The organism is Streptococcus massiliensis DSM 18628 (assembly GCF_000380065.1).
In the GTDB taxonomy this organism is placed as follows: domain Bacteria; phylum Bacillota; class Bacilli; order Lactobacillales; family Streptococcaceae; genus Streptococcus; species Streptococcus massiliensis.
The window spans coordinates 1-14,731 of record NZ_KB904447.1 but is presented as its reverse complement, the minus strand read 5'-3'; the positions used below and the strand labels follow the sequence as shown (position 1 = coordinate 14,731).

Genomic DNA, 14,731 nt, shown 5'->3' with positions numbered 1-14,731 from the left:
ATTATGAAAAATCAAGAACTAGCCAAGAAACTGGTATCACCTTCAAAAAACTCCAGATTAGAAAAATTCGGTAAGTCAATCACGCTCCTCAGTCTGAGCTTGATTGTCTTTATCGTCTTTATGATTTTGATTTTTGTCATTTCAAAGGGTGTTTCGACGTTCACGGTCAACAAAGTCAATGTTTTTAGCTTCTTATTTGGGCAAACTTGGAAGCCGTCCGCCAAGGAATATGGCGCTCTACCGATGATTCTCGGTTCCTTTATCGTAACCATTTTATCCGCCTTGATTGCGACACCTTTTGCCATTGGTGCAGCCGTCTTTATGACAGAAGTCTCTCCTAAGGGAGCGCGGATTCTCCAGCCAGCCATTGAGCTTTTGGTCGGCATTCCTTCGGTTGTGTATGGTTTCATCGGTTTGCAGGTGGTCGTGCCCTTTGTTCGCTCCATTTTTGGCGGGACAGGTTTCGGGATTTTATCAGGGATTTTCGTCCTCTTTGTTATGATTTTACCGACTGTAACCTTTATGACGACGGACGCGCTGCGCGCTGTGCCGCGCCATTATCGCGAAGCCTCTTACGCTATGGGAGCCACTCGCTGGCAGACAATTTGGCGGGTTATCTTGAACGCAGCCAAGTCTGGAATTTTCACGGCAGTGGTCTTCGGTATGGCTCGTGCTTTTGGTGAAGCCTTGGCTATTCAAATGGTAGTCGGAAACTCAGCTGTCATCCCGACATCTTTGACGACGCCAGCTTCCACTCTGACATCTATTTTGACTATGGGGATTGGAAATACGGTCATGGGAACGGTTGATAACAATGTCCTCTGGTCGCTTGCCATGGTTTTGCTCCTGATGAGTCTAGCCTTTAATTCCGCTATTAAATTTATCACAAGAGAGGGTAAGAGAAACTATGAACGCTAAAAAAACAGATAAATTAGCTACTGGTATTCTGTATGCGATTGCGGGTATCATAGTGACCATTCTTGCCTCTTTAATCCTCTATATTTTAGTGCGAGGTATTCCTCATGTATCTTGGCATTTCTTGACGGGAAAATCCTCTTCCTATCAAGCGGGCGGTGGGATTGGTATCCAGCTCTACAATTCATTTTTCCTGCTGGTTATCACTTTGATTATTTCCATTCCTTTGTCGCTGGGAGCAGGGATTTATCTGGCAGAATATGCCAAAAAAGGGCGTGTGACCAGTTTTGTCCGCTCTTGTATTGAGATTTTGTCTTCACTGCCGTCAGTCGTCGTGGGGCTCTTTGGTTATTTGATTTTCGTTGTGCAGTTCCAGTATGGTTTTTCCATTATTTCTGGGGCGCTTGCCTTGACGGTCTTCAATCTGCCACAAATGACGCGCAATATCGAGGACAGCTTGCGGACGGTTCATCATACCCAGCGTGAGGCTGGTTTGGCATTGGGAATTTCTCGCTGGGAAACCGTGCTGCATGTTGTTGTGCCAGAAGCGCTGCCGGGAATTATTACAGGGATTGTGCTGGCATCAGGGCGTATCTTTGGTGAAGCAGCAGCCCTTATCTACACGGCTGGTCAATCTGCGCCAGCTCTTGACTGGTCAAACTGGAATATTTTCAGCGTCACCAGCCCAATCTCTATTTTCCGTCAGGCAGAGTCACTTGCTGTGCATATTTGGAAGGTCAATAGTGAGGGAACCATTCCTGATGCTGTTGCCGTATCAGCTGGTAGTGCAGCCGTTCTCTTGATTTTTATTCTGATTTTCAACCTGTCGGCTCGCACAATCGGAAACAAATTACACGCCAAATTAACATCTGCTAAAAAATAGGAGCAATCATGTCAAAATATAATTGGGATGAAAAGCATATCATTACTCTTCCAGAGGAAAAAGTCGCCTTATCGACCACGGATTTACATGTTTACTACGGGACTAACGAGTCGATTAAAGGCGTTGATATGCAGTTTGAAAAAAATAAAATCACAGCCTTGATTGGGCCGTCTGGTTCAGGAAAATCAACCTACCTGCGCAGCCTCAATCGGATGAATGATACCATTGATATTGCCAAGGTAACGGGCGAAATTTGGTACGAGGGAATTGACATCAACCGTCCAGAAATCAATGTCTATGAAATGCGTAAGCACATCGGTATGGTTTTTCAGCGTCCAAATCCTTTTGCCAAATCAATCTATAAAAATATCACCTTTGCCCATGAGCGCGCAGGTGTTAAGGATAAAAAAGTGCTGGATGAAATCGTTGAAACTTCGCTGAAGCAAGCGGCCCTGTGGAATCAAGTCAAGGACGATTTGCACAAGTCCGCTCTGACCTTGTCAGGTGGGCAGCAGCAGCGCCTTTGTATCGCTCGTGCAATCTCGGTCAAGCCTGATATTCTCCTAATGGACGAGCCTGCTTCGGCTTTGGACCCCATTGCTACCATGCAGCTGGAGGAGACCATGGCTGAGTTGAAAAGGAATTACACGATTATCATTGTGACCCACAGCATGGAGCAAGCAGCCCGCGCTAGCGATTACACTGCCTTCTTTTATCTGGGCGACTTGATTGAATACGATAAAACCAAAAATATTTTCCAAAGTGCGAAATTGCAGTCAACCAGTGATTATGTGTCAGGTCGTTTTGGATAGAAAGGAAAGAGGATGACAGAACCTATTTTACAAGTCAGAGACTTATCTGTTTATTACAATAATAAAAAAGCTCTCGATGAAGTCTCCATTGATTTTTATCCAAATGAAATTACGGCCCTCATCGGACCGTCAGGCTCAGGGAAATCAACCCTTATTCGCTCGGTCAACCGCATGGGCGAGCTCAATCCAGAAGTGACCCTGACCGGCTCAATCAGCTACAACGGTCACAATATTTACAGTCCGCGGACGGATGTGGTGGAATTGCGCAAGGAAATCGGCATGGTTTTCCAACAGCCCAATCCCTTTCCTATGTCTATCTATGAAAATGTCGTCTACGGACTTCGCCTCAAGGGCGTCAAGGACAAGCAAGTCTTGGACGAAGCGGTAGAATATTCCCTTAAAGGAGCATCAATCTGGGATGAGGTCAAAGATCGCTTGCATGACTCTGCTCTGGGCTTGTCAGGTGGGCAGCAGCAGCGGGTTTGTATCGGGCGTATCCTTGCCACAGACCCGAAAATTCTACTTTTGGACGAGCCGACTTCGGCGCTTGACCCGATTTCTGCGGGTAAGATTGAAGAGACGCTCTACGGTCTCAAGGATAAGTACACCATGATTTTAGTGACACGCTCTATGCAGCAGGCGTCGCGGATTTCAGACCGTACTGGTTTCTTTTTGGACGGAAATCTAATAGAATATAATCTCACTAAAGAGATGTTCCTCAATCCACAAAGACAAGAGACTGAAGATTATATTACAGGGAAATTTGGTTAAAACAAGAAAGGAAATTATATGCTTAGATCACAATTTGAAGAAGAATTAGAAAAATTGCATAATCAATTCTATGCTATGGGAAATGAGGTATTGTCACAAATTAATCGTACAGTACGTGCTTTTGTCAGCCATGATCGAGAACTTGCTCAAGAAGTGATTAGTGATGATGAAAAAGTTAATAGTTACGAAGTTAAGTTAGAAAAGAAATCTTTGGAAATTATTGCCCTCCAACAGCCGGTATCACAAGATTTACGTACTGTTATCACTGTTCTTAAGGCAAGTAATGATTTGGAACGAATGGGTGACCATGCGGTATCTATTGCTCGGGCAACCATTAATATGAAAGGTGAAGAGCGAATCCAAGAAGTGGAAGAAATGATTAAGCAGATGGGACGTGATGTCAAAAATCTGGTCGAAGCAACTCTTGATATTTATCTTAGTGGCGATGCAGAAAAGGCATATGAAGTAGCTGCACAAGATGAAAAAATCAATGACTATTTTGATAAAATTCGTGAAGCTGCTACTCAGGCAATTCGTGAAAATCCTGACGCTATTATCGCAGGTCGTGATTATTTTCAGGTTATCGCCTTTCTTGAGCGAATTGGCGATTACGCTAAAAATATTTGTGAGTGGGTTATCTACTTTGAGACAGGAAAAATTGTAGAATTATAAGAAAAAGGACTGAGATGATAAATCTTGGTCCTTTTATCCAGCTACCGAAAGTGGTTAAAATATGGTAAAATAGTGGTAGCGTTTTTAAGCAAGTTTACAAGGAGAAGAAGGTTTATGACAAGTATTCAATGGTTTCCGGGGCATATGTCCAAGGCGAGGCGACAGGTGCAGGAAAATATTAAATTTGTGGATTTTGTGACCGTTTTGGTGGATGCAAGGCTGCCTTTGTCTAGTCAAAATCCGATGCTGACAAAAATTGTTGGTGACAAGCCCAAGCTCCTCATTCTCAATAAAGTGGACTTGGCTGATGAAAGTCTGACCAAGGAGTGGAGAGCTTATTTTGAGGCGCAGGGAATGAAGACACTTGTCATAAACTCAAAAGAACAGGTGACGGTCAAAAAGGTGACAGACGCAGCCAAGGATCTGATGAAAGATAAATTGCAGCGGCAAAAAGAACGCGGCATTCAAATTGAAACCTTGCGTACCATGATTATCGGCATTCCCAATGCTGGTAAATCAACGCTGATGAACCGCTTGGCTGGCAAGAAAATTGCAGTCACAGGCAATAGACCGGGCGTTACCAAGGGGCAACAATGGCTGAGGAGCAACAAGGATTTGGAGATTTTGGACACACCGGGAATTCTCTGGCCCAAGTTTGAAGATGAAAGTGTCGCTTTAAAGTTGGCTTTGACGGGCGCTATCAAGGACAATCTTCTGCCCATGGACGAAGTGACGATTTTTGGTATCAACTTTTTCAAACAATATTATCCTGAGGAGCTGGCAGCGCGCTTTAAGCGGATGAATTTGGAGGAAGAGGCGCCAGAAATCATCATGGAAATGACCCGCAATCTCGGCTTTCGTGATGATTATGACCGCTTTTACAGCCTCTTTGTCAAGGAAGTCCGCGACGGCAAGTTAGGTCGTTACACGCTGGATAGGCTGGAGGATTTGGATGCCGACGATTAAGGAAATCAAGGATTTGTTAGCGACAGCGAGCAGTCTGGACAGTCCGATTTTTGCGGAGTTTTTGGAAGATAGCAGAGCAGGTGTGCAAAAGGCAATTCAGCAGCGCAAGCGAGAAATTCAAGCTGCGCTTGACGAAGACGCACGCTTAGAAACCATGCTGCGCTACGAAAAGGATTTGTACGCTCAAGGCTACGAACTCATCGCTGGAATTGACGAGGTCGGACGTGGTCCGCTGGCGGGTCCCGTTGTCGCAGCAGCGGTCATTCTGCCTAGAAACTGTAAAATCAAGGGACTCAATGACAGCAAGAAAATTCCCAAAAAGAAGCACGAGGAAATCTACCGAGCTGTCCAAGAAGCGGCACTCGCTATTGGGGTCGGTGTCATTGGCAATCAAATCATCGACCAAGTCAATATCTATCAAGCGACAAAATTAGCCATGCAAGAGGCCTTGGTGCAGCTCAAACCCCAGCCGGACTATCTCTTGATTGATGCTATGGAGCTAGAAATTGCGCTGCCGCAGCAATCGATTATCAAGGGCGACGCCAACAGTCTGTCCATTGCGGCGGCATCTATCGTTGCCAAAGTGACGCGAGACAAGATGATGACAGACTTTGACGGGGTCTACCCCGGCTACGATTTTGCTCAAAACGCTGGCTACGGCACACAAGCACATCTGGCTGGCTTAGAAAAATACGGCATCACACCCATTCATCGAACAACTTTTGAGCCGGTCAAGTCTATGATAAAGCAGGTTACAAATGATTATCAATAAAATATTAAATAATAATGTTGTTATATCAGAAGAAGAGGGACGAGAAATCATTCTTATGGGTCGAGGACTGGCTTTTGGACGAAAAGTAAATGATGAAGTTCCGCAGGACTTGATTGAAAAGAAGTATGTCCTTTCAGGTAATGAAAAAGTCCTATTGTCAGAGATTTCACCTGAAATCATGGAAATGGCAGATAAGATTGTTAATCGTGCAACTGCCTTATTGAATAAAAAATTAAATGATACCTTGTTCGTTGCCTTGGCAGATCACTTACATGGTGTAGAGATACGTGTACGAGATGGTATTTTTCTAAAAAATTTCCTTATGTGGGACATCAAGCGCTTTTTTGCAACAGAGTTTGAAGTAGGGAAGTTTGCTAGCGAGCTTCTTGGGAAATATCTCGGAATTGATATGCCTTTGGATGAAGCGGGTTTTATTACATTGACAATTGTAAATGCTGAACTTGATAATGGAGCTGCTGCTAGAGATTTAACCATGTTAATGGAAGAAATATTGACAATTGTCAAGTACGGTCTAGAAATTCCTCTAGATACTGACGATATCTATGTTGAACGCTTTATGACGCATTTGAAATTTTTCTGTGAACGCGTACTGACAAATCACGCTCAGCATGATCTAGAAGATAATGAACTGTTTTCTATGATGCAAGTCAAATATCCTCTTGCTTATCAAACAACACAAAGAATAGCGGCCTATTTACAACAAACAAGAAATTACCAAACTTCTGACGATGAGCAACTATATCTAACCATTCACCTATCACGTATTAGGAGGAAAAAAGATGAACACGGAATATGAAAGAATGCTGGCGGGGCAGTACTATAAGCCGTCTGATCCTGAATTACATGATTTACGCCAGAGATCACGTGATCTGCAGTGGCAGTTCAATCACGAATATGATAGTAATAAACGTAAAGTAATCATCAAAGAATGGTTTGGAACAACGGGTGAAAATTTTTACATAGAACCTAGTTTTTCTTGTGACTATGGAAGTAATATTCATGTTGGTGAAAATTTCTATGCGAATTTTAATTGCATCTTTTTGGATATTTGTGAAATCCGAATTGGAGAAAACGCTATGTTTGGTCCGGGGGTTCAGCTCCTCACCCCCTTGCATCCACTAGACGCACAGGAGCGCATCTCTGGTTTAGAATATGGAGCTCCAATCACTATCGGGGACAATTTCTGGGCTGGCGGCAATGTGACTATTCTTCCCGGTGTGACTTTAGGAGACAATGTTGTAGTTGGTGCTGGAGCGGTTGTGACCAAATCATTTGGAAATAATCTGGTTTTGGGTGGAAATCCAGCACGGATTATTAAAAAATTATAAATTCAATTTTTGTAAAGAATAGCTTTTTAAGAACTTGACTCCTTGTTCGCATAAACAGGGAGTTTTTTATAATAATTTTATAAAAACGCTTAACATTATAAATCAAAAGTGCTATAATAACATTAAACTAATGTAATAATACAAAATGACAGGAGATGCTTAGAATGATTGAATTTCAAGGTGTGACAAAGATGTACGGTGATAAAACTGCACTGGATAATTTGAATCTACAAATCAATGAAGGTGAAATTGTTGGTTTGATTGGTCACAATGGTGCCGGAAAGTCTACCACAATAAAATCGTTAGTTTCGGTCATTCAGCCGACGTATGGTGAGGTAATCGTTGACGGTCAACCTTTGAGTAGCAATCGTCTAGCGATTAAGAAAAAAATTGGTTATGTAGCAGATACACCGGATCTCTTTTTACGCCTGACTGCAAACGAATTTTGGGAATTATTGGCAACTTCTTATGAAATGGAGTCGTCTGTTTGTGAGAAAAGGATGATCGAGTTGATGGAGCTTTTTGACTTTTCAGAGCACCGTTATGAAGTAATTGAGAGCTTTTCACACGGAATGCGACAAAAAGTGTTTGTCATTGGTGCTCTACTGTCCAATCCTGATATTTGGGTTTTAGATGAACCACTGACAGGGCTGGACCCACAGGCAGCTTATGACTTAAAGCAGTTAATGCGCCGACATGCTGATGAAGGAAATACTGTTCTCTTTTCAACCCACGTTTTAGAAGTGGCAGAACAGCTTTGTGATCGCATTGCTATTCTTAAAAAAGGTCAGCTTATTTATTATGGAACCATTGATGAGTTAAAAGCTTTGCATCCAAATGATAGTCTTGAAAGCATTTACTTAGGCTTAGCTGGACGTAAAGAAGAAGTAGAATTACAGCAGGGAGGTGAAGAGTATGAGGCTTAGTGCAGTCAAGAAACTAGTGAATACTAATCTGATATACACTGCTCAACCAGCTAGCTTAGCGAAATGGCGAAAGCAACAACTCAAAAATCCAAACCGCAAAATAGACATTGGACGAAAAATTGCAATGCCGCATTTATTTGGTGCAGCGCTCTATGTTTTTCTTTTCGTTGGTATGGGAGCGTTAAACCCTTATGAGAAAAGTCCCGGACTTTTTAGTAATATGATTCTCTTCTTTGCTCTTTTTGGTCTGTCGCAAGGTTTTCTTTCCTTTTACAACGTCTTCTACGAAAGTAAAGACTTGGAATCTTACATGCCTTTAGCTTTTACGGAGGGGGAGGTCCTTCTTGGGAAAAGTGTGTCAGTTCTGCTGACGATGATCATTGCCCTATTTCCAATTATAGGACTATTTGTTCTTTTGCAAGTCAAATTGGGAAACAATATTCTTTTGGCCATTCCTGAAGTTTTGATTTCTATTTTCTTGCTAATTACAGTTACTTTGGGTGGAACGGTTGTTCTTGTTCACAGTTTTACAAAAACATCACTTTTTCGACAACATAAAAAGTTCTGGACAAATGTTTTAGTCGGTTTATCAACTTTAATGATGATCGGTGCTATTTTTTATGTGAATTTCTCAAACAATGCTCATTTGGCAACAGATGACATTACAACGGTAGGAGTTACTTTTCCTCCAGCACGAATTTTTTACGATATAGCAGCAAATCCATTTGCGGCAAGTACTTTATTGAACCTTTTAGGTTGGCTGCTTGTTTCTGCTGCGATAGCATTCTTGCTTAAATATAAAGTCGCTAAAGAATTTTACCAAGCCGCTGCTGAGACATCAAATATTGTTTCTGTGAAGAAGCGAGTGGGGAAGGCAAAAACTAGAAGACACGACGGTTCAAAAAGTTTTGCTAACTTTGTTTGGTCTTATCAATGGGGGCTGGTAAGTGAAGGGTCCATTTTGGCGCAAACAGTCTTGATGGCTGCTCTTCTTCCTTTCATATTTGCTAGTGGTTTTCTTATTCCTCTGCTCCAAAAGGGAGATAGAGTGCAGATGATTTTACATAGCCATCCAACAATGATCTTGCCATTCTTCGTTGCTGGTCTTGCCTTTGGTGCAATGAATAGCAGCCAGTCTCTCATGGCGGTTGGGATTTCATTGGAAAGAGAAAACTTTGACTATCTAAAAGTATTACCCTTTGATATGCGATACTTTTTGACTCTTAAATTTTGGATACTGTTTGCCATTCAAGCAACCTTACCAATCCTTTTGTTTATTGCAATGGGGATTTGGATGGGAGCGCCATGGTATCAAACCCTATTTATCAATGTGGGTTGGTTCATTTCTGCCTATATAACAAGCGTTCACCTTTATAAACGTGATCATAAGCTCTTTGTTTCTAACTGGAGTAATGTTACAGAGCTCTTTACTCGTGAAACGAGCACGATGCGTACTTTGCAGATGATAGTAGTTCTTATTTTGGGCATCGCGCTGATTGTTGGTTCAGGCGCCTTAGCACTATTAGCACCGACAGCCTTGTCCTACGCTGTATTCATTCTTTTGTTGCTGGTGACGATTGGTTTGTCCCTTTTCGTCCATATATATAAATTTAAACCTTTTGTTGCAAGCATTCAAGAGTAATCATCATAAGGAGTTAGAAGTTGATCCTTCTAGCTCCTTTTATTTTTAACAACAGGGCACCTTGAGAAAATGCAGTAAACATGATAAAATAAACAGGATAAATCGTGTGTTTGGAGAAAAAATGGATTATTTGAATGTTGGGAAAATCGTTAATACACAGGGCTTGCAGGGCGAAATGCGGGTTTTGTCAGTGACGGATTTTGCAGAGGAGCGCTTCAAAAAAGGCAGTAAGCTAGCGCTTTTTGATAAACAGGACCAATTTGTCATGGATGTGGAGATTGCTAGCCACCGCAAGGTCAAAAATTTTGATATTGTCAAATTTAGGGGGATGTACCACATCAATGATATTGAAAAATACCGCGACCACAGTCTGAAAGTGGCGACAGAAGATTTGTCCGACCTAGATGAGGGCGAATTTTATTACCATGAAATTATCGGGCTTGAGGTTTATGAGCATGATGTGCTGCTGGGGACGATTAAGGAAATTCTCCAGCCCGGTGCCAATGATGTCTGGGTGGTCAAGCGCAAGGGCAAGCGTGATTTGTTGCTGCCTTACATTCCGCCTGTTGTCTTGAAGGTTGATGTGGCTAAGAAGCGTGTCGATGTGGAAATTCCAGAGGGACTTGACGATGAAAATTGATATTTTAACCCTCTTTCCAGAAATGTTTGCTCCCTTGGAGCACTCGATAGTGGGCAAGGCGCGCGACAAGGGGCTGCTCGACATCCATTATCACAATTTCCGCGAGAATGCTGAAAAGGCGCGGCATGTTGACGATGAGCCCTACGGTGGCGGGCAGGGCATGCTGCTGCGAGCGCAGCCGATTTTTGATACCATTGATAAGATTGAAAAACAGCAGCCGCGGGTGATTTTGCTGGATCCCGCTGGGCGGACTTTTGACCAAGGCTACGCGGAAGAGCTGGCACAGGAAGAAGAGCTCATTTTCATCTGTGGGCACTACGAGGGCTACGACGAGCGGATTAAGACCTTGGTAACCGATGAGATTTCGCTGGGTGACTATGTCTTGACGGGCGGCGAGCTGGCTGCTATGACCATGATTGATGCGACTGTGCGCTTGATTCCAGAGGTGATTGGCAAGGAAGCCAGTCACACGGATGACAGCTTTTCATCTGGGCTTTTGGAATATCCTCAGTACACGCGTCCCTACGACTACCGTGGCATGCAGGTGCCTGAGGTGCTGATGAGCGGTCATCATGAAAATATCCGCAAGTGGCGGCTTTATCAAAGTCTCAAAAAAACCTATGAGCGCAGACCTGACCTGCTAGAAAATTATGATTTTACGGATGAATCACAAAAAATGTTAGAGCAAATTAAACAAAAAATATGATTCGTTACAAAAATGTCATTGATTCGTCATAAAAGGATATGAATTATCAATGGCTTTTTTGTTATAAAAAGTGTAAAATAAAAGTTAGAAAATTAGATATTAGAATAGGAGAATTTTATGAAGAGAGTAAGTAAGTCAGTCGTTGCGACCAGCGTTGCAGCCGCAGCTTTGGTATCTGGTGCAGTAACCCCCGCAAAAGCAGATGATCTGTCCATTCAATCCAAGAAAGAAGAAACAAAATCAAAAAACTTGACACTTGACCAACTTGAACAGTCAGCTGTCCAAGTTGACAAAGCACAAACAAAGGTAGATGGGCAGCAAAAGGTGGTAGACAAAGCACAAAGCGATGTTGAACAAGCTCAAAAAGATGTGACAACTGCTGAAAATGCAGTAACTGATGCAGAGAAAACCAAAGAGGAGGCAACTCCAGAAAATATCGAAACAGCTCAAAGGGATGTTTCGACTGCACTCACACAAGTAATCGATAAAGATACAGCTCTTGAAACAGCTAAAACAGAGCAGAAAACTGCCCAAGAACAAGTAGCAGAACAGGAGTCTAAAGTTGCTGAAAAACAAGCTGCAGTAAATCAAGCACAGAACGATTTAGACCGTGCTTCTAGCTCAGTTTCTACAGAAAAAGCAGCTTATGAAAAAGCACAAGCAGATGAACAAGCAGCATCTGAAACTTTAGCTACTCGTCAAGCAGAATTGGCTGCAGCACAACAGTCAGCACAGGAACAAGCTACCAATCAAGCAAATCAAAATGATCAGATTGCCCAACTCGAGTCTTCTTTAAAGGAACTCCAAAATCAGATTTCAGCAAAAGAGGCAGAAGTTGCTCAGGCACAGCGTAACACACAAAATCAGTCAGTTTTAAAAGACGCTGGTTATACTGGATTTTTAGCCTCACTTGATGTACCAGCTGCTAAACAATTATTGGAAAATGCAAATGCAACTTATTCTAGAGCAGCTAACGAAGATGGAATCAATGTTGGAACCGAAGCAGGAAGTCCAGCTTCTATTGAGAATGCCCTCAAAGCAATTGAGATTATAAAGGCTGTCAATCGTTACCGTGTTCAAGCAGGTCTGCCAGAACTTTTGGTTGACCTCAGAAGAAATGCAGAAAGTCATGTTCAAACCAAATATTTTGCTAATAAAGTAAATGCTGGCGACTGGTCAAATCCACACATGTTTAAGTACTTCGGAAATGAAAATCTTGCCGCTTTTAATACCATTCAAGGCGGGGTTGATTTCTGGCACAATGAGAAAGCAGAATATCAACGGATTGCAGGTCAGTATGGTTTACCAACGGACGAAACAAAAATTGATGCGAACGAGGCCTTTTCAAAGATGGGCGCTAGTGAGTTTGCGAAGGTTGGCCACTATCTTCAAATGATGGGCAGCAAATTTAATACAATCTCTGCTGGTTATGACTCACGAGGTCAAGCCATTCAAGAAACTGGTTTCTTTTACCGCAACGATTTACAAGCAGGACTTCAGTCTGGTCTTTATATGACAGTTGCGGATTATGAGCGTGCTTTACGTAATTATATTGCTAACGCTAATGCTAATGTAAATCTCACCGCTTTAAATAACCAGTTGGCGAACCTTAGAAATCAACAGAGCCAACAGTTAAATCAACTATCAAATCTTAAAAATTCTGCTGCATCGACTGCTACAGCTCTAGATAATAGTAACAAGGCTGTTCAAACTGCACAGGCCAATGTTATCGTTGCAGAAAATAAATTGCAAGCGGCTCAAAAGCAACTGGTTTCTAGTAAAGAAATATATGAACAAGCATTAGCAAAAATTGAGGCAAGCCTTATCCCGCAACGTCAAGCCTTACAAGCCGCACAGGCTAATCTTGCCCAAGAGCAAAGTAAATTAACTAACTTCCAAGCAGCGTTGGAGACTGCTAATCAAAATGTTGCAGCTGCTGAACAAGAACTAGCAGCTGCTAAACAGAATGTTGCTGCCAAGAAAGAACGTGTAGGAACTTTACAAAACGCTGATAAAAATCTTACTCAAGCCAAAACAAGTCTTGAAAATAACAAGTCAAGTTTAGTTACTAAAAAGGATTTATTAAAGGGAGAACAGCTTAATTTATCTGATTTATTGGCTCAGTTAGCTAATCTTCAAGCCAATCACGAAGCATTGAGAGCACGTTATCTTGAATTGCATCCAGAACTAGCTCAAACAGACTTCCGTTCACTTCGTTTTGCCGGAGGACGAGGAGCAGCAGGTGGTGGTGTTTCGGGGCAAAATCAGGGTGATACTGCTGGAGAGAACGCAACTTCATCTGATGGAACAGTGGAAAAGACTACACAAGAAAATGCTAATGAGTTAGGGAAAGCAAGAGTTTTGCCACATACTGGAACAAGAGCAGACAGTTTAGCAATGGCAGGTATGGCGATTGGAGCTGCTACACTTTTAGCTGGTGCAAAACGTAAAAAAGAAGACGAATAGTTAGTCTTGGTTGTTTAAAGTTCTAAGAAAGTTGAAAAGATAAACATATTTCTTTATAAATTTTGTGTTATTAAACAGATTAAAAAATAATATATCATTTATTAGCTGATTCTATGCTTAAAATAGAGCAAATAGGAGGAGTAAAAATGGGGTTATTTGGACTATTTGGAGGAAGTAAAAAAGAAGTTGAGTTCGATAAATTTAAAAGCGTTGAGAATAAAAAACTTATGCGTGAAATTTTCGACAAAAAAGTAGAATCTGGAAATGAATATAAAATCATTTATGCATATTCAGAGGACATTGGTGGAGCAAATTTTGCTGTACTTCGGACAATATCATATAAATTTAGAAGTTTTATCCTTGGTTATAGGGAAAGCGATTTAAGCTTGGTTTTTCTTGAAGTTAGTCCAGATTTTAGTCAAGTTGGTGAAATACTTGTATATAGACCACAAGATGTAAAGAAAACAAAATTTATAAAGATGATGGGTTCATATTACTTACAATATGGAAGTTCATTAAAAAAAGAGTTTTTCAATTTCTTTGTTCCAGAAACGATTGGAGACATACTTAATCATGATTGGTATGATGAAAAAACGTTTGCTTATGTGGATCAAAAAGAAGAATATGGCAGTTGGGTAAAATTTTGGAATAAATTTTGTCAATAAAGGGTAAATTTTTATGAGTATACTGCCAAATTATATTTTAGCTATCATATGTACTGTATTTTTAATATACAGCTACATAATTATAAAAATTAAAAAAGCTAAGATTGGAAATAAGTTTCTTTATGGAATACGTATTATCATAGCTATACTCTTATTAGGAATGTCTGTTTATGGAATTATATTTAATATTCCATTAGGGCAAGTACAATCGTTAATAGAGAATAGCTTTAAATAAAAAATAGACATATTTTTGCTGTAATTCATTCGAATAAAGGCTCTTTGTCAACTGTAGTGGGTTGATGTCAGCTAAGATCTGGAGAGAACCGAATTGGTTCTCTCCTTTTTGATATTTAAAGCGATGAGAATTCTAGTTTTAAAGTTGTCAAAGTTCCGAAAGCCGAAAGCGTTGCGCTTGATAACCTTGATAAGGTTGTTAGTGGCCTCTAGCTTAGCATTTGAGTAGGGAAGTTCCAAAGCATTGATAATCTTGTCCCTCTCTTTCAAAAAAGTCTTAAAAACAGTCTGAAAGATAGGGTTTACAGAAGA

16 protein-coding genes are annotated in these 14,731 nt (G+C 41.3%); 15 read left to right on the top strand and 1 reads right to left on the bottom strand.

All coding sequences use genetic code 11. The annotated features are described in order from the left end of the window. Positions 1-3: 3 nt before the first annotated feature. The 15 genes from pstC (at position 4) to A3I3_RS0109805 (ending at position 14,185) form a co-directional block, all read left to right on the top strand. Positions 4-918 carry a phosphate ABC transporter permease subunit PstC gene (pstC, locus tag A3I3_RS0109875; protein WP_018372523.1) on the top strand — a complete coding sequence of 305 codons (915 nt, stop codon included), beginning with the start codon at positions 4-6 and terminating at the stop codon, positions 916-918. Further along, positions 908-1,798, top strand: a complete 891-nt coding sequence (pstA, locus tag A3I3_RS0109870; protein ID WP_018372522.1) for a phosphate ABC transporter permease PstA — start codon at positions 908-910, stop codon at positions 1,796-1,798. The genes pstC and pstA overlap by 11 nt, the downstream gene beginning before the upstream one ends. Before the next feature lie 8 nt (positions 1,799-1,806). Continuing rightward, positions 1,807-2,610 carry a phosphate ABC transporter ATP-binding protein PstB gene (gene pstB, locus A3I3_RS0109865; RefSeq protein ID WP_018372521.1) on the top strand — a complete coding sequence of 268 codons (804 nt, stop codon included), beginning with the start codon at positions 1,807-1,809 and terminating at the stop codon, positions 2,608-2,610. Positions 2,611-2,622: 12 nt separating this feature from the next. Continuing rightward, entirely contained in the window at positions 2,623-3,381 is a 759-nt protein-coding gene (gene pstB / locus A3I3_RS0109860) for a phosphate ABC transporter ATP-binding protein PstB (protein ID WP_018372520.1), read from the top strand. Positions 3,382-3,399: 18 nt separating this feature from the next. After that, complete coding sequence (phoU, locus tag A3I3_RS0109855; protein ID WP_018372519.1) at positions 3,400-4,053, top strand: phosphate signaling complex protein PhoU; 654 nt, start codon at positions 3,400-3,402, stop codon at positions 4,051-4,053. Positions 4,054-4,167: 114 nt separating this feature from the next. Next, positions 4,168-5,019, top strand: a complete 852-nt coding sequence (gene ylqF, locus A3I3_RS0109850) for a ribosome biogenesis GTPase YlqF (RefSeq protein WP_018372518.1) — start codon at positions 4,168-4,170, stop codon at positions 5,017-5,019. Next, positions 5,006-5,791: a ribonuclease HII gene (locus A3I3_RS0109845; protein ID WP_018372517.1), complete on the top strand. Its 786-nt coding sequence runs from the start codon at positions 5,006-5,008 to the stop codon at positions 5,789-5,791. Before ylqF ends, A3I3_RS0109845 begins: the two co-directional genes overlap by 14 nt. Further along, positions 5,778-6,608 (top strand): PRD domain-containing protein, encoded by an 831-nt coding sequence (locus tag A3I3_RS0109840; protein ID WP_018372516.1) that lies wholly within the window; start codon positions 5,778-5,780, stop codon positions 6,606-6,608. Before A3I3_RS0109845 ends, A3I3_RS0109840 begins: the two co-directional genes overlap by 14 nt. Beyond that, positions 6,592-7,140, top strand: a complete 549-nt coding sequence (locus A3I3_RS0109835; RefSeq protein WP_018372515.1) for a sugar O-acetyltransferase — start codon at positions 6,592-6,594, stop codon at positions 7,138-7,140. The genes A3I3_RS0109840 and A3I3_RS0109835 overlap by 17 nt, the downstream gene beginning before the upstream one ends. Positions 7,141-7,304: 164 nt before the next feature. Beyond that, positions 7,305-8,066: an ABC transporter ATP-binding protein gene (locus tag A3I3_RS0109830; RefSeq protein ID WP_018372514.1), complete on the top strand. Its 762-nt coding sequence runs from the start codon at positions 7,305-7,307 to the stop codon at positions 8,064-8,066. After that, positions 8,056-9,708, top strand: coding sequence for a hypothetical protein (locus A3I3_RS0109825; RefSeq protein WP_018372513.1), 1,653 nt, complete (start codon positions 8,056-8,058; stop codon positions 9,706-9,708). Before A3I3_RS0109830 ends, A3I3_RS0109825 begins: the two co-directional genes overlap by 11 nt. Before the next feature lie 121 nt (positions 9,709-9,829). Beyond that, a complete protein-coding gene (gene rimM / locus A3I3_RS0109820) occupies positions 9,830-10,348 on the top strand; it encodes a ribosome maturation factor RimM (RefSeq protein ID WP_018372512.1) in 519 nt (172 codons plus the stop codon). Continuing rightward, positions 10,338-11,054 (top strand): tRNA (guanosine(37)-N1)-methyltransferase TrmD, encoded by a 717-nt coding sequence (gene trmD / locus A3I3_RS0109815; protein WP_018372511.1) that lies wholly within the window; start codon positions 10,338-10,340, stop codon positions 11,052-11,054. The genes rimM and trmD overlap by 11 nt, the downstream gene beginning before the upstream one ends. Before the next feature lie 117 nt (positions 11,055-11,171). Then, positions 11,172-13,520: a CAP domain-containing protein gene (locus tag A3I3_RS0109810; RefSeq protein ID WP_018372510.1), complete on the top strand. Its 2,349-nt coding sequence runs from the start codon at positions 11,172-11,174 to the stop codon at positions 13,518-13,520. Positions 13,521-13,666: 146 nt separating this feature from the next. Continuing rightward, positions 13,667-14,185, top strand: coding sequence for a hypothetical protein (locus A3I3_RS0109805; RefSeq protein WP_018372509.1), 519 nt, complete (start codon positions 13,667-13,669; stop codon positions 14,183-14,185). 306 nt (positions 14,186-14,491) lie between these two features. On the opposite strand, the gene A3I3_RS0109795 is transcribed toward A3I3_RS0109805, so the two are convergent. Then, the coding region (locus A3I3_RS0109795; RefSeq protein ID WP_018372507.1) for an ISL3 family transposase at positions 14,492-14,731 on the bottom strand (240 nt) is incomplete at its 5' end.

What these genes read in the sequence shown, in the direction of transcription:
- pstC (WP_018372523.1), top strand. Translation starts at nt 4, where the DNA reads ATGAAAAATCAAGAACTAGCCAAGAAACTGGTATCACCTTCAAAAAAC.
- pstA (WP_018372522.1), top strand. Translation starts at nt 908, where the DNA reads ATGAACGCTAAAAAAACAGATAAATTAGCTACTGGTATTCTGTATGCG.
- pstB (WP_018372521.1), top strand. Translation starts at nt 1,807, where the DNA reads ATGTCAAAATATAATTGGGATGAAAAGCATATCATTACTCTTCCAGAG.
- pstB (WP_018372520.1), top strand. Translation starts at nt 2,623, where the DNA reads ATGACAGAACCTATTTTACAAGTCAGAGACTTATCTGTTTATTACAAT.
- phoU (WP_018372519.1), top strand. Translation starts at nt 3,400, where the DNA reads ATGCTTAGATCACAATTTGAAGAAGAATTAGAAAAATTGCATAATCAA.
- ylqF (WP_018372518.1), top strand. Translation starts at nt 4,168, where the DNA reads ATGACAAGTATTCAATGGTTTCCGGGGCATATGTCCAAGGCGAGGCGA.
- A3I3_RS0109845 (WP_018372517.1), top strand. Translation starts at nt 5,006, where the DNA reads ATGCCGACGATTAAGGAAATCAAGGATTTGTTAGCGACAGCGAGCAGT.
- A3I3_RS0109840 (WP_018372516.1), top strand. Translation starts at nt 5,778, where the DNA reads ATGATTATCAATAAAATATTAAATAATAATGTTGTTATATCAGAAGAA.
- A3I3_RS0109835 (WP_018372515.1), top strand. Translation starts at nt 6,592, where the DNA reads ATGAACACGGAATATGAAAGAATGCTGGCGGGGCAGTACTATAAGCCG.
- A3I3_RS0109830 (WP_018372514.1), top strand. Translation starts at nt 7,305, where the DNA reads ATGATTGAATTTCAAGGTGTGACAAAGATGTACGGTGATAAAACTGCA.
- A3I3_RS0109825 (WP_018372513.1), top strand. Translation starts at nt 8,056, where the DNA reads ATGAGGCTTAGTGCAGTCAAGAAACTAGTGAATACTAATCTGATATAC.
- rimM (WP_018372512.1), top strand. Translation starts at nt 9,830, where the DNA reads ATGGATTATTTGAATGTTGGGAAAATCGTTAATACACAGGGCTTGCAG.
- trmD (WP_018372511.1), top strand. Translation starts at nt 10,338, where the DNA reads ATGAAAATTGATATTTTAACCCTCTTTCCAGAAATGTTTGCTCCCTTG.
- A3I3_RS0109810 (WP_018372510.1), top strand. Translation starts at nt 11,172, where the DNA reads ATGAAGAGAGTAAGTAAGTCAGTCGTTGCGACCAGCGTTGCAGCCGCA.
- A3I3_RS0109805 (WP_018372509.1), top strand. Translation starts at nt 13,667, where the DNA reads ATGGGGTTATTTGGACTATTTGGAGGAAGTAAAAAAGAAGTTGAGTTC.